The sequence below is a fragment of the Halomarina rubra genome, assembly GCF_023699475.1.
In the GTDB taxonomy this organism is placed as follows: domain Archaea; phylum Halobacteriota; class Halobacteria; order Halobacteriales; family Haloarculaceae; genus Halomarina; species Halomarina rubra.
Genome location: NZ_JALXFV010000003.1, coordinates 221,527 through 235,293, shown reverse-complemented (window position 1 = coordinate 235,293; position 13,767 = coordinate 221,527). Strand labels below are relative to the sequence as shown.

General features: G+C 70.4%; 11 protein-coding genes. 8 read left to right on the top strand and 3 right to left on the bottom strand.

Features of this window, described 5'->3' with window-relative positions:
• Window positions 1-11: 11 nt before the first annotated feature.
• Window positions 12-1,784 carry a pyruvate kinase gene (gene pyk, locus M1L36_RS06380; protein WP_250872890.1) on the top strand — a complete coding sequence of 591 codons (1,773 nt, stop codon included), beginning with the start codon at window positions 12-14 and terminating at the stop codon, window positions 1,782-1,784.
• A 36-nt stretch (window positions 1,785-1,820) separates the two neighbouring features.
• Here the strand turns inward: pyk and M1L36_RS06375 are convergent, their stop codons facing one another.
• Window positions 1,821-3,653 (bottom strand): AMP-dependent synthetase/ligase, encoded by a 1,833-nt coding sequence (locus M1L36_RS06375; protein ID WP_250872889.1) that lies wholly within the window; start codon window positions 3,651-3,653, stop codon window positions 1,821-1,823.
• A gap of 118 nt (window positions 3,654-3,771) precedes the next feature.
• Here M1L36_RS06375 and wecB point away from each other — a divergent pair, with 118 nt between their 5' ends.
• The 5 genes from wecB (at window position 3,772) to M1L36_RS06350 (ending at window position 10,064) form a co-directional block, all read left to right on the top strand.
• Window positions 3,772-4,848 carry a non-hydrolyzing UDP-N-acetylglucosamine 2-epimerase gene (gene wecB, locus M1L36_RS06370; RefSeq protein ID WP_250872888.1) on the top strand — a complete coding sequence of 359 codons (1,077 nt, stop codon included), beginning with the start codon at window positions 3,772-3,774 and terminating at the stop codon, window positions 4,846-4,848.
• A complete protein-coding gene (locus M1L36_RS06365) occupies window positions 4,849-5,835 on the top strand; it encodes a glycosyltransferase (RefSeq protein WP_250872887.1) in 987 nt (328 codons plus the stop codon). It begins immediately after the preceding gene.
• A 4-nt stretch (window positions 5,836-5,839) separates the two neighbouring features.
• Complete coding sequence (locus tag M1L36_RS06360) at window positions 5,840-7,192, top strand: sulfatase family protein (RefSeq protein ID WP_250872886.1); 1,353 nt, start codon at window positions 5,840-5,842, stop codon at window positions 7,190-7,192.
• 43 nt (window positions 7,193-7,235) lie between these two features.
• Window positions 7,236-8,663, top strand: a complete 1,428-nt coding sequence (locus M1L36_RS06355) for a flippase (RefSeq protein WP_250872885.1) — start codon at window positions 7,236-7,238, stop codon at window positions 8,661-8,663.
• 144 nt (window positions 8,664-8,807) lie between these two features.
• Window positions 8,808-10,064 (top strand): sulfatase-like hydrolase/transferase, encoded by a 1,257-nt coding sequence (locus M1L36_RS06350; RefSeq protein WP_250872884.1) that lies wholly within the window; start codon window positions 8,808-8,810, stop codon window positions 10,062-10,064.
• Window positions 10,065-10,098: 34 nt separating this feature from the next.
• Here M1L36_RS06350 and M1L36_RS06345 read toward each other — a convergent pair whose 3' ends face one another.
• Window positions 10,099-11,040, bottom strand: a complete 942-nt coding sequence (locus M1L36_RS06345) for a glycosyltransferase family 2 protein (protein WP_250872883.1) — start codon at window positions 11,038-11,040, stop codon at window positions 10,099-10,101.
• 67 nt (window positions 11,041-11,107) lie between these two features.
• Here M1L36_RS06345 and M1L36_RS06340 point away from each other — a divergent pair, with 67 nt between their 5' ends.
• Window positions 11,108-12,055, top strand: a complete 948-nt coding sequence (locus tag M1L36_RS06340) for an alkaline phosphatase family protein (protein WP_250872882.1) — start codon at window positions 11,108-11,110, stop codon at window positions 12,053-12,055.
• Window positions 12,056-12,109: 54 nt separating this feature from the next.
• On the opposite strand, the gene M1L36_RS06335 is transcribed toward M1L36_RS06340, so the two are convergent.
• Window positions 12,110-13,291: a glycosyltransferase gene (locus M1L36_RS06335; protein WP_250872881.1), complete on the bottom strand. Its 1,182-nt coding sequence runs from the start codon at window positions 13,289-13,291 to the stop codon at window positions 12,110-12,112.
• Between the two features lie 119 nt (window positions 13,292-13,410).
• On the opposite strand from M1L36_RS06335, the gene M1L36_RS06330 reads away from it, so the two are divergent.
• Window positions 13,411-13,758, top strand: coding sequence for a thioredoxin family protein (locus M1L36_RS06330; RefSeq protein WP_250872880.1), 348 nt, complete (start codon window positions 13,411-13,413; stop codon window positions 13,756-13,758).
• Window positions 13,759-13,767 lie beyond the last annotated feature (9 nt).

Genomic DNA, 13,767 nt, shown 5'->3' with positions numbered 1-13,767 from the left:
CGAGCGAGGGTATGACCGAGTCGACGCCACGGACGAACGCGAAGGTGGTCTGCACCCTGGGACCGGCCTCCGACGACCGCGAGACGATTCGCGCGCTCGTCGAGAGCGGGATGCGCGTCGCTCGCTTCAACGCCAGCCACGGGTCGCGTGAGGACCGCCGCGAGTTGCTCCAGCGGGTCCGGGCGGTCGCCGAGAACCTCGGGACGCCCGTCGCGACGATGGTCGACCTCCAGGGGCCGGAGGTCCGCACCGCGCCGCTCGACGAACCCATCACGCTCGCCGAGGGCAGCGACGTGCGGTTCGTCGTGGGCGACGACGCCACCCCCGAGGAAGTGGGTCTCTCCCACCCCATCGATGCCGCCAGCCAGGGCGACCGCGTGCTGCTCGACGACGGGCGCATCGCCGCGACCGTCCTCAGCGTCGACGACGACGCGGTGCTCGCGCGCGTCGACTCCGGCGGGGAGTTGGGCGGGCGGAAGGGCGTCAACCTCCCCGGTGTCGACCTCGCGCTGCCGGTCCCGACCGACGACGACCGCGAGGAGATTCGCCTGGCCGTCGAGGAGGACGCCGACTTCGTCGCGGCGAGTTTCGTCCGCGACGCGGCGGACGTGCTCTCGGTGGCGGGCGTCGTCGAGTCGCTCGGGGGCGACGTCCCCATCGTCGCGAAACTCGAACGTGCCGGTGCCATCGAGCACCTCGAAGCCATCGTCGAGGCCGCCGACGGCGTGATGGTCGCCCGCGGCGACCTCGGCGTCGAGTACCCGCTGGAGGACGTGCCGCTCATCCAGAAACGGACGATTCGGGAGTGTCAGCGCGCGGGCGTCCCCGTCATCGTCGCGACGGAGATGCTCGACTCGATGGTCGAGTCCCGGCGGCCGACGCGCGCCGAGGCGTCGGACGTCGCCAACGCCGTCCTCGACGGCACGGACGCGGTGATGCTGTCGGCGGAGACCGCGGTGGGCGACCACCCCGTGCGAGTCGTCGAGACGATGCGGACCATCGTCGCGGAGGTCGAGGGGAGCGACGAGTACGCCGAGTTGCGCGAACAGCGCGTCCCCAGCGCCGACGCGACCAGCGCCGACTCGCTGGCGCGGGCGGCGCGCTACCTCGCACGGGACGTCGGCGCGAGCGCCATCGTCGCCGCCAGCGAGTCGGGGTACACCGCCCGGAAGGTCGCGAAGTACCGACCGCGGGTCCCCGTCGTGGCGACGACGCCGAACGAACCCGTCCACCGACGACTGGCGCTGTCGTGGGGCATCACCCCGGTCGACGTGGAGACCGTCGACGACGCCGCCTCGCTCGTCGAACGGTCGGTCGACGCCGCCCTCGACGCGGGGGTCGCCGACTCGGGCGACACCGTCGTCGTGCTCTCGGGGATGATGAGCGGCGTCCGGACGGACACGACGAACACGCTGAAGATACACGTCGCCGCCGAGACGCTGACGACCGGGACGAGCGCCGTCTCCGGGCGGGTGACCGGTCCCGTCTTCCACACCACGGGCGACCTGCAGGGCGCACCCGAGGGAGCCATCCTCGCGTTGCCCCGCGACTTCGACGCGGAGTTCGACGGCGACCTGACGGCCATCGGCGGCATCGTCGCTGCCGAGCGTGGGCTGACGGGCTATCCGGCCATCGTCGCCCGCGAACTCGACGTACCGATGGTCTCGGGTGGCGAACTCGACCCGGAGACGATTCCGGACGGGACGACCGTCACCCTCGACGCCGAACGCGGCGTCGTCTACGAGGGCGACGTGCTGTCGGGGCCGGGCGAACACGCCGAGTGAGTAACGCGGCGAGGGGGCCGAGCGCAGGGCGACGACTCAGACGTACAGCGCCTCGATGCGGTCCCCGAAGTTCTCGGCGATGTTCCGGCGACGCTTCTTCAGCGTCGGCGTCAACTCCTCGTTCTCGACGGTGAACGTCCGTTCGACGACGGCGATGCGTTTGACCTGTTCGTAGCCCGCGAGGTCGGCGTTCGCGGCGTCGACCTCCGCCTGGAGGAGGTCGCGCACCGCCTCGTGGTCGAGCAGTTCGGTCGGGACGGCGACGACCGTGCCGTCGTCGTCGCGTTCGACGGCCTCCTCGTCGTACGCGAGGCCGCGTTCCTCGGCGAACGACACCACCACGTCGAAGTTCGGCTGGACGAGCGCGGTGACGTACTTCCGACCCTCGCCGACGACCATCGCCTCGCCGATGTAGGGGCTGCGCCGTAGCGCGGTCTCGATGGGACCGGGGTAGACGTTCTTTCCCGTGTCGAGCACTTGGAGGCGCTTCTTCCGGTCGACGATCTTCAGGAACTCGCCGTCCCACTCGCCGACGTCGCCGGTGTGGTACCAGCCGTCGGCGTCGATGGCCTCCGCGGTCGCTTCGGGATTGTTCCAGTAGCCGCGGAACACCTGTGGGCCGCGGATGAGCACCTCGCCGTCGTCGGCGAGCGTTATCTCGATACCGGGGACGGGTCTGCCGACGGTCCCCGCTCGCATCTCGCCGGGGCGGTTGAGCGTCCCGCCGGCGGCCGTCTCGGTCGCACCGTACCCCTCCATGACGGGGACGCCGATGCCCCACAGGAAGTGCAGCAGGTCGGCGTCGATGCTCGCCGCGCCGGTGATGGCGAAGTTCACGTCGCGCAGGCCGAGGCGCTCGCGCAACTGCCCGTAGACCAGTCGGTCGGCGAGCGCGTGACGCGCGCGCAGGCCCGGTCCGGGCGTCCCCCCGCCGTCGACCGCGCGGCCGTACTCGTGGGCGACGCCGACCGCCCAGCGCGCGATACGGCCACGTGCGCCCTCCGTCTCGCGAATCTGCTTCTGGACGCCGTCGTACATCCGGCGGTACACCCGCGGGACGGTGACGAACCCGTTTGGCTGGGTCTCGCCGAGGTCCTCGAGCAGTCTCGGCACCTCGATGAACACGGTGGCGACGCCCTGGTTCCAGTCGGCGTAGTTCGAGATGCGCTGATAGACGTGGCTCAGCGGGAGGAAACACGTCGAGGTGTCGCCGGGTTCCGAGTCGATGAACGAGGCGACCGCCGCGAGCTGGGCGAGGAAGTTGCGGTGGGTGAGTTCACACCCCTTCGGGAACCCCGTGGTGCCCGAGGTGTAGATGATGGTCGCGAGGTCGTCGTCCTCGACGTCGAACCCTGGCAGGTCGTCCTCCTCGAACCCCTCGTCGCGGGGCAGGTCCTCGACGTCGACGACCCACTCGACGGCTCCCGCCACTTCGAGGGGCGGGTCGCGTTCGGTGACGAGCGTCCGGACGCCGGCGTCTTCGAGGACGTACCGCGCCTGTTCGGGGCTGAACGACGGGTAGACCGGAACGAGCACCAGTCCGGCGAGGATGCTCGCGACGTCGACCAGCGACCACTCGTAGCGCGTCTCGGCACGGATACCCAGCCTGTCCCCCGGCTCCATCGTCTGGAGGAAGCCGCCGGCGACGGCGACGGCCTCGTCGTAGAACGCGTCGAAGGTCGTCGCGACGAACGCTCCGTCCGCTCCACCTCGGTCGCTGGCACGGTGCATCGTCGCCGGGAGGTCACCGTACGTCTGGACGCGGTCGCGGAACCACCGGGCCAACGGTCCCGCCGGGACGTCGAGCGGTCCCCCGTCGTGGACGGGCCGCTCGCTCGCTTCGGTCGTCGTTGTGTGGTCGACTGCCATAGAGTCTCAGAACCGTTATAGATTTTCTCGGACATATAGCTGCGTTCACGGGTGTGAGACTGTTCCTGACACGAGCGCGGGAGAAAGAGGCAAGTGGTCGTCCGTTGGCGTACTCCGTATGCGAGAACTCGCGGTCGTCGTCGGGACCCGACCAGAGATCATCAAGATGGCCCCCGTGATTCGGGCGGCCGAGGGCCGTTTCGACCTGCATCTGGTCCACACCGGGCAGCACTACGACGACGAGATGAGCGGCGCGTTCTTCGAGTCGCTGGACCTGCCGACGCCCGACGACAACCTCGAGATCGGTTCGGGGAGCCAGGCCGAACAGACCGCCTCCGGACTCGTCGGCGTCGAGGCGATGTTGAGCGAGCGCGAACCCGCCGCGGTCCTCGCGTTGGGCGACACGAACGCGGTGCTCTCGACGGCGCTGGCGGCCTCGAAGCTCTCGACGAAGTTCGGCCACGTCGAGGCGGGTCTGCGGAGCTTCGACCGAACGATGCCCGAGGAGGTCAACCGCGTCGTCGCGGACCACGTCGCGGACTTCTCCTTCGCTCCGACGGCGAAGGCCATCGAGCACCTCGAAGACGAGGGCGTCACCGCGGGCGTCTACGAGACGGGCAACACCATCGTCGACGCCTGCCGTGACCACGCACCGATGGCGGCCGAGCGCTCGACGGTGCTCGAGGACCTCGGCGTCGCCGGCGAGGACTACGTCGCCGCCACCATCCACCGCGCGAGCAACACCGACGACCCCGAGCGCCTGCGCGAGATCGTGGCCGTGCTCGATTCGGCGAGCGCGCCGGTGATTCTGCCCGCTCACCCCCGGACGACGAACGTCCTCGACGAGATGGGCTACGAACCGTCGGGGTCGCTCCGCCTCGTCGACCCGCTCGACTACCTCGACTTCCTCCAACTGCTGAACCACGCCCGCGTCGCCGTCACCGACTCGGGGGGTATCCAGGAGGAGACCTCCATCCTCGAAGTGCCCTGCCTGACGGTCCGGCCGAACACCGAACGCCCCGAGACGGTCGCCGCGGGCGTCAACGAACTCGTCGAACCCGACGAACTGGAGGGCCGACTGGAGACCCTCCTCACCGACGACGCCGCCCGCGAGGCGATGACGGGCCACCCCGACCTCTACGGCGACGGCAGCGCCGGCGAACACATCGTCGACGTGCTCGACGCCCAGACCTGAATGCGCGTCTGCTGGCTGACGCCCGACAAGCCCGAGCACATCAGCGTCGGGCGACGACGCATCGCCGACTGTCTCGAAGCCGACGGCTTCGACGTGACGCTGCGAGGGACGACCCCCGCCACGCTCCGCGAGACGCTCGGCGAGCGCTCGCGCTACGACGTCGTCGTCGGCACGACCCGCTCGGGAGCGCTCGCCGGCCTCACCACGAGGGCGCTCGGGACGCCGCTGGTGGTCGACCACGTCGACCCCATCCGGCAGTTCGAGACGACCCACCCGCGCTGGCTGGCGACGGGCGTCCGCCTCGCCGAGAACGTCGCGTTCCGTGTCGCCGACCACGTGCTGTACGTCTACGAGGAGGAAGCCCGCCGTGTTCGACGGTACGCACGTGCGGCGACGAAGACGGACCTCGGCGTCTCGTTCGAGCGGTTCGCCGACCCGCCCGCAGACGTGGTCGAGCGCGCTCGGTCCCGACTGGCCGAGGCGGGCGTCGAGGGGAACGTCCTCGTCTACGTCGGCGGCCTCGAACCCATCTACCACGTCGAGGCGATGCTCGACGCGGCCCGACACCTCGACGACTGGACGTTCGTCGTCCTCGGCGCGGGCAGCCTCGAATCGACCGTCGAACGGGCCGCCCGCGAACACGAGAACGTCGTCTTCCTCGGCACCGTCGACCACGCGGCCGTGCCGGGGTACCTCCACGCCGCGGACGTCGGCGTCTCGCTGGTCGACGACCCGCACACGCTCAAGGTGCTGGAGTACGGCGCGGCGGGTCTGGGCGTCGTCCAGGCGCGGGGCCGTGCGGAGGAGCGCTTCGGCGAGCACGTCGCGTACGCCGACCCGACCGGCCCCGACGTGGCCCGTGCCGTCCGCGAGGCGGGCGAACGAGCCGACAGCGCGGCGTTCCGGGCGTTCGTCGAGCAGTTCGACTACGAGCGGGTGGCGGCGACGTACGGAAAGGTACTCGAAGCCGTGGCGAGGAGTGGGTGAGAAGATGAGAGACGTGCTGTTCATCACGGTCGACTCGCTGCGCGCCGACCACGTCGGCTGCTACGGGTACGACCGTCCGACGACGCCGAACGTCGACGACCTCGCGGGCGAGGGCCACACGTTCGAGAACGCGTTCTCCCACGCCTGCGCGACCCGTCCGTCGTTCCCCTCCATCCTCACCTCCTCGACGGCTCTGATGTACGGGGGCTACGAGCGCATCTCCGAGCGCCGGACGCTCGTCTCCGAGGCGTTGAAACCCGAGTTCTCGACGGCCGGGTTCCACTCGAACCTCTACCTCTCCGAGGAGTTCGGCTACGGGCGTGGCTTCGACGAGTTCTTCGACTCGAAGACCGACCCCTCCGGACTCGCACGGCTCAAACAGGAGGTCAAGGAGCGACTCGACGAGGACGGTCGGCTGTTCCAGTTCCTCTCGCGAGCGGTCGAGACCGCCGAGAAGGAGGCGGGCGTCAACGTCGGGTCGGCGTACGTCCGGGCCGACGAGATGACCGACATGGGTATCGAGTGGGCCGAGCGCCAGCGCGACGGCCCCCGGTTCCTCTGGGTCCACTACATGGACGTCCACCACCCGTACGTCCCGCCGGCCGAACACCAGCGCCCGTTCCGCGACGACCCGGTCGGCGAGCGCGAGTCCATCAAACTCCGCCGGAAGATGATCGAAGACCCCGGCGAGGTCACCGACGAGGAACTCGACACCATCATCGACCTCTACGACGCCGAGATACGCTACACCGACGCCGAGGTCGGTCGCCTCGTCGAGCGCGTCCGGGCGGCGTGGGACGACCCCGTCGTCTGTTTCACGTCCGACCACGGCGAGGAGTTCCGCGAACACGGCGGGTTCAGCCACAGTCAGACGTTCCACGACGAGGTCACCCACGTCCCGCTGGTGGTCGACGTCGGCGACGACGCGGGCGCGACCCACGAGGACATCGTCGGGATGCTCGACGTGACGCCGACGCTCGTCGACTACGCCGGCCAGGAGCAGTCCGAGGCGTTCTACGGCCACAGTCTCCGCGCGCTCGTCGAGGACGACGAGTGGCCCCGCGAGCACGTCGTCGGGGACTGGGCGGACGGCGAGCGCACCGAGTTCCGCTACGCCTACCGCGACGACCGCTGGAAGTTCGTCGACCTCGCGGGCGAGACCGCGCTGTACGACCTCGAGGCGGACCCCGAGGAACGCACGGACGTCTCGGGCGAGTTTTCCGACGAGCGCGAGCGCATCGAGGCGGTCCTCGACGACCACCGCGACACCGTCGCCGCGACCGCCGAGGACCTCGACGAGGTCGAGATGACCGAGGACGTGAAGTCCCGTCTCCGGGACCTCGGGTACGCGGAGTAGGGATGCTCGACCGACCGACCGCTCCCGCGCGACGGGTCCGACGATGCGGATAGGCCAGACCTCGGTCGTCCACTTCGTCTCGCAGGTCCTCACGTCGCTGCTCGGGTTCGTGGTGACGGTGTACCTCGCCCGGGAACTCGGCAGCGAACTGCTCGGGAACTACTTCCTCGTCGTCGCGGTGCTGGTGTGGCTGAAGGTGCTCAGCGGCCAGGGCATCCAGATGGCGGTCCGCAAGCGCATCAGCGAGGGCGAGCGTCGCCGGCAGTTCCTCGGAGCGGGGTTCGGCCTGCAACTGCTCGCGTTCGTCGTCGTCGCGACCGGCGTGCTCGCCTTCCGCGAGCAGGTCGACGCGTTCGTCCGGGTCGACGGCGCGGCCCTCCCGCTGGTCGCGTTGCTGTTCACCGGTCTCCTGCTCTGGCAGGTGATGGCGGCGCTGGAGGGCGACCACCGCGTCCACGTCGCCTCGCTGTTACGCCCGCTCGACCGGACGCTCCGCAGCGGGCTGCAGGTCGCGGTCGTCGTCGCCGGGTTCGGCACGGTGTGGTGGCTGCTGACGGGCTACGCCGTCGCGGAGCTGGTCACGTCCGTCGTCGGTCTCGCGCTCCTGTCGTTGCGCCCGCGCCTGCCGACCCGCGAGCAGGTCGTGGACGTGGTCGACTACGCCCGCTACTCGTGGTTCAGCGGCATCGAGTCCCGGACGTTCGCCTCGATGGACACGCTCGTCCTCGGCGCGTTCGCGGTCTCCTCGGGACTCATCGGCGTCTACGAGATCGCGTGGAACCTCGCTTCCATCCTCGCGGTGTTCGGCGCGTCCATCGCGACGACGCTGTTCCCGGCCATCAGCAAGCTCGACAACGAGGACGACCCGGAGGCCATCAGCGGTCTGGTCGAGGACAGCCTCGCGTACTCCGGACTGTTCGTCATCCCCGGCCTCGCGGGCTGTGTCGTCCTCGGCGACGCCGTCCTCGGCGTCTACGGCGCGGAGTTCACGAAGGGGTGGCTGGTGCTCGTCGTGCTCGTGTTCGCGCGACTGGTGTACGTCTACGAGTCACAGTTCACCTCCGTGCTGGCGGCGCTCGACCACCCCGACGTCGCCTTCCGGGTCAACGTCGCGTTCGTCGGGACGAACCTCGTGTTGAACGTCGTCCTCGTCGCCGCGTTCGGCTGGCTGGGAGCCGCCGTCGCCACCACGACCTCCGCCGTCGTCGGGCTGGTGCTCGGCTACGTCTTCCTCCGGCGGTACGTCGCCCTCCCGGTCCCCCGCCGTGAACTCGCAAACCAGGTGGGCGCTGCGGTGGCGATGGCCGTCGTCGTCTACGCCGCACGGGAGGCCATCGCGCTCGACCCGACGAACACCGTGCTGACGTTCGTCCTCATCGGTGTCGGCGCGAGCGTCTACTTCCTCGTGCTGTCGGGGCTCTCACAGCGGTTCCGGGCGACGGTCCAGCGCAATCTCCCGACCGCACGCTGACGGCTCCCGGCACGGTGGCCGACTCGTCGTCTCGCCGACCGTGCGTCCGACCCACCGGCGGTGACGCCCTCGCGACCGACCGTCTCCGATTCCGGACCGTCACACTATTGGCCAGCGTCACCAAGTGGTGACCGAACTCCCCCGATGACCGACTCGCAGTCCTCCCCCCCGAACCTGCTGTTCGTCTGTGTCGACTGTCTCCGGAACGACGCCGTCGTCGACGGCTGGGGCGAGACGCCGTTTCTCGACTCGCTGCGTGCCGACGGTCGCGTCTACACCGACCTGTTCGCCACCGCGACGACGACGACGCCATGCGTCGCGGGGCTGATGACGGGCCAGTACTCCGAACACAACGGCGTCACGTCGCTGCGCGAGGCGCGACTGAACGCCGAGACGACGACGCTCGCCGAGCGCCTCTCCGCGGCGGGCTACGACACCTGTGCGATGGTGACCGGCCCGCTGGTCGAGGAGACCGACCTCGACCGCGGGTTCGACGCGTACCACTACCGCGAGAAGGAGGCGTCCCTGTTCGGCCCGTGGGAGCGCACCGCCGGCGAGCGTCTCGACGAACTCGACGACCCGTTCTTCTGTTACCTCCACCTCTGGGAGCTCCACGAACCCATCTCGGTCCCCGAGGGGTACGACGAGCGCCGGTACGGTCGCTGGCCGTACGAACGTGCGCTGTCGGCGCTCGACGCCCGCCTCGAAGCTCTCGTCGAGCGCCTCCCCGACGACACGGTCGTCGCCCTCCACGGCGACCACGGCGAGAGCGTCACCTGGCGTGGCCACCCGGCCCACGAGGCCGCGAAGACCCTCCGGGACAAACTCCGCTACGAGCGCGGGGTCGACACCCGCCGCGTCGAACGGGCGGTCAACCGCGTCGTCGACCGCCTCGTCCCGGCGGGCGTCCCCGACCACTTCCTCGAAGCGGGCCACGGCGAGACCGTCTACGACACCACCGCGAACGTCCCGTTCGTGCTGTCGGGACCGGGCGTCGACGCGGGTACCGAGTCGGGGGTCTGTCGCCAGGTGGACGTCGCGCCGACGCTCTGTGACCTGCTCGGCGTCCCCCTCGACGAGTCGACCGTCGACGGCGCGTCGCTGCTGGGTGGGTTCGACGACCGGACGGCGTACATCCGGGCCTGCGGGGCGGCGCTCCGGGGGCACGAGAACTGGCAGCGTGCGGTCCGAACCTGCGAGGAGAAGTACGTCGAGTACCCCGCTCGGGACTGGTCGCCGGACCTCTACGACCTCGACCGCGACCGCGACGAACGGCGACCGCTCGGGGAGGCGGCCGCCGACCGGCGACGGGCGATGCGCCGACAGTTCCCCCGTCTCGACGCCGTCGACTCCGAACGTCTCGACATCGACGAACGCCTCCACGACCTGGGCTACCTCTGAGTCCGGCGGCGCGCCGTCGCGTCACCGGCGCTCCTCACCGCAGTCGTTCCTGCGCCCGTTCGAGCAGTCCGAGCAGCCGTGCGTGTCCAGCGGGGGCGTACGCGACGGCGAGCGCGGCCAGCGCACGCGGGTCGGTCATCCCCTCCGCGACGGCGCGGCGGAGCGGTTCGCGGGCGGCTCGCCCGTCGCCGCCCCGAAGCAGTCGTTTGCCGTGTTTGTACGCGGCCTTCCGTTCGAGGGCGGGGTACGCCTCGGCCACCTCGGGGTACCGTTCGGCGAGGTCGGCGAGCACCGTCAGCTCGGCGTCGTACATCACGTCGGCGTCCGAACTCATCGACGCCTCGCGGACGGCGTAGTACGCCAGCGGTTCGGCGATGCGCGCGGGTCGATAGCGGGCGAACAGTCGCGCCCACATGTGGCGGTCCTCGACGGCGGGGAGCGACTCGTCGAACCGTTCGTCGTCGAAACACGCGCGGCGCGCGACGACGGTCGGCATCGGCACGCCGCCCTCGAACAGGAAGTCGAGGTGGTGGCGCTCGGGGTCGGAGACGGGGAGCGACGACTGGTAGCGTGTCGTACCGTCCTCGAGGAGGTAGACGTCGCCGTAGACGACGTCCGCGCCGGCGTCCAGTGCCGCGAGTTGTTTCTCCAGTTTCTCGGGAACCCAGCGGTCGTCCGCGTCGAGGAACCCGACGACGTCGCCGCTCGCGGCGTCGATGCCGGCGTTCCGTGCCGCCGACAGGCCGCTCGGCTCCTGGTAGACGTACGTCAGGCCCTCGACGTCGGCGGCGAGGTCGCGCAGCCAGTCGACGCCGGAGCTGTCGACGACGACGATCTCGACGTTGCCGTGGGTCTGGGCGGCGATGCTCTCCAGGGCTGCGGGGAGGAACCGGGCGTCCTCGTACGTCGGCACGACGACCGAGACGAGCGTCCCGTCCCCGCGCAGCGATGCCGGCAGGTCGACGTCGGGCGTCACTGTCTGAACCTGCCCCGGCCGACGTATCAACGTTTATGCCGCGCTCCGGTGGAGTGTGTCGGTAGTCGTGGCTCCGTTCGACACCCTTCGCTACGTCGTCGACGAACTCCGGGAACACGCCGCCGACCGGCTCTGGTGGAAACAGCGCCTCGTCCAGCGCGTCGCCGTCCCGACCCACCGCCGACTGTACGGCGACCGGGGCGTCCGGGTGATGGACGAGGACTGGGACTCGCTGTTCGTCCTCGACGCCTGCCGGGCGGACCTGTTCGCCACCGTCACCGACCTCGACCGGTTCGACGCCTACCGCACCGAACGCAGCCCCGCGAGCATGACCGCCGAGTGGACCGAGACGCAGTTCGCGGGTCGCGAGTTCGGCGACACCGTCTACGTCTCGGCGAACCCCTACACCTCGACCGTCGCGGGCGACTCGTTCCACGAACTCGTCGAGGTCTGGCGCGAGGGGTTCGACGAGGAGGAGGCGACCGTCCTCGCCGAGGACGTGGCGGCGGCCGCCCGCGACGCCCACGAACGCCACCCCGACAAACGGCTGGTCGTTCACTTCATGCAGCCACACTACCCGTTCGTCGGCCACCCCGACCTCCGGTACGCGAGCTGGTCGCCCGACGAGATTCTCGACGGCGCGTACGCGAACGAGCGGCCTCACGACCCGTGGCAGGCACTCGACATGGGGTTAGTCGACCACGAGCAGGTGCTGTCGGCGTACGCCGACAACCTCCGGTACGTCCTCGACGAGGCGTTCGACCTCGCGGCCGACGTCGGCGGCACGACCGTGCTCACGAGCGACCACGGCAACCTCATGGGCGAGCGGATGTGGCCCCTGCCGGTCCGTGGGTACGGCCACCCTCGCGGGCTCCGGTCGGCGGGGCTGGTCGACGTGCCGTGGGCCGTGCTCGACGGCGACCGCCGCGAGGTGACCGACGACGGCGTCACGGCGGTCGAGGAGGCCGCCTCCGAAGAAGTCGAGAGCCGCCTCCAGGCGCTCGGCTACCGCTGACGCGGTCGGTTCGCACTCGCCATCACGACCCTGCTCCTCGCCGAAGCCACCGCTTCAGACTCGGAACCGACGTTCGAACGCCCGGTAGCGCTCGGCGAGGTGGACGCGCAGCTCGTCGGCGAAGCGCTCGCGTGCGAACCGCTCGGCACGCTCGTACTCGGCGGCGAACGGGTCGGCCTCGAACCGGTCGAGCGCGTCGCGGATGCCCGCGACCGACCCGTCGTGGAACAGTCCCGTTCGGTCGTCGACGAACAGCGCCGGGAACCCCTCCTCGCGGGCGAGACAGGCGGTGCCGGCGGCGACGGCCTCGACGGGGACGATGCCGAAGTCCTCGGCGACGCCGTTGAACACCACGGCCCGAGCGCGTTCGTACAGGTCGCGTTTCTCGTCGAGCGAGACGAACCCGCGGTACTCGACGTTCGGGTGGCGTTCGACGGCCGCCAGCACGCGCTCGGTGTCGTCGCCCTCCGGACCGATGAGAACGAGCGAGCGGTCGCCGTCGGCGAACGCCTCGACGACCGCGCGGACGCCTTTCTCGCGGTCGAGTCGGCCCGCGTGGAGGTAGAAGTCGCCCTCGGTCGAGTCGCGTGGTTCGAACGCGCCGACGTCGACCGGCGGGTAGAGCACCGTCGACTCGCGGTCGTAGAACTTCCAGAGCCGACGGGCGATGACGGGGCTGTTGACGAGGTAGTCGTCGACACGGTCGTCGACGGCGGCGTCGCGGGTCCGGAGGTAGCGCAGCGCCACGCGGGCAGCCAGTTCCGTCGGCCAGCGTAACTCCTCGATACGGGCGTGGTAGCGGTCGTAGAGCCAGCGCGGCGTCGTGTGGCAGTAGTTGACGTGGAGGGTCTCGTCGGGCGTGATGACCGCCCGCGTCGTCGCCCCGGAGGTGAGCAGGACGTCGGGGCTGCCGTAGTCGGTCCAGTCGACGTCCTCCCACAGCGCGTACTCGAAGACACGGTCGGCGCGCGCCTGGAGGCGGCGGGCGGGTTCGAACGCGGCGTCGGCGAGCACGTCGTAGAACTCGACGTCGGGGTACGTCGTCCGGACCTCGGGGGCGGGTTCGCCGACGGTGAACACCCGGTCGAGGTCGAGGGCGTCGGCCATCGCGGCGACGACGGTCTCGGCCCCGCCGCGAGCGGCCATCCCCCAGTGGGCGAGCGCCACGTCGACGTCGTCGAGCGCCGTCGCGGGGTCGATGTCGGTGGCGTCGTCGGTGGCCGCGTCGCCGTCCATGGCGCTCTCTCATCGGCCCTCGTGGTAAGTGTCACGAGGTCGGGCCGACGCGCCGCGTCACTGCTCGCGGCGCGCACACGCCCGGTCGGTTGAAACCCCTCCAGTTCCTCTCGACCAGTGTGACTCTCACCGCCAAGCCACTCCGACCCGCCGACGGCGACGACCTCGACGACGTGCTCGCCGGTCACGACCGCGTGCTCGTCGAGTTCTACACCGCCGGCTGTTCGATGTGCCAGGCGATGGAACCCGTCCTCGGGACCGTCCAGCGCGCCACCGACGTCACCGTCGCGATGGTCAACCCCGGCGACGACATCCGGTTGGTCGAGGACTGGGACGTGCGGTCGGTGCCGACGCTCGTGCTGGTCGAGGACGGCGAGGAGGTCGCGCGGATGGCCGACGGGTTCCAGGGCGCGGAGTCGGTGGTCGAGTTCCTCGAGACCCACACCGACGAGACGCTGTCGGCCTGAGCGAAGCGG

What these genes read in the sequence shown, in the direction of transcription:
- pyk (WP_250872890.1), top strand. Translation starts at nt 12, where the DNA reads ATGACCGAGTCGACGCCACGGACGAACGCGAAGGTGGTCTGCACCCTG.
- M1L36_RS06375 (WP_250872889.1), bottom strand. Translation starts at nt 3,653, where the DNA reads ATGGCAGTCGACCACACAACGACGACCGAAGCGAGCGAGCGGCCCGTC.
- wecB (WP_250872888.1), top strand. Translation starts at nt 3,772, where the DNA reads ATGCGAGAACTCGCGGTCGTCGTCGGGACCCGACCAGAGATCATCAAG.
- M1L36_RS06365 (WP_250872887.1), top strand. Translation starts at nt 4,849, where the DNA reads ATGCGCGTCTGCTGGCTGACGCCCGACAAGCCCGAGCACATCAGCGTC.
- M1L36_RS06360 (WP_250872886.1), top strand. Translation starts at nt 5,840, where the DNA reads ATGAGAGACGTGCTGTTCATCACGGTCGACTCGCTGCGCGCCGACCAC.
- M1L36_RS06355 (WP_250872885.1), top strand. Translation starts at nt 7,236, where the DNA reads ATGCGGATAGGCCAGACCTCGGTCGTCCACTTCGTCTCGCAGGTCCTC.
- M1L36_RS06350 (WP_250872884.1), top strand. Translation starts at nt 8,808, where the DNA reads ATGACCGACTCGCAGTCCTCCCCCCCGAACCTGCTGTTCGTCTGTGTC.
- M1L36_RS06335 (WP_250872881.1), bottom strand. Translation starts at nt 13,291, where the DNA reads ATGGACGGCGACGCGGCCACCGACGACGCCACCGACATCGACCCCGCG.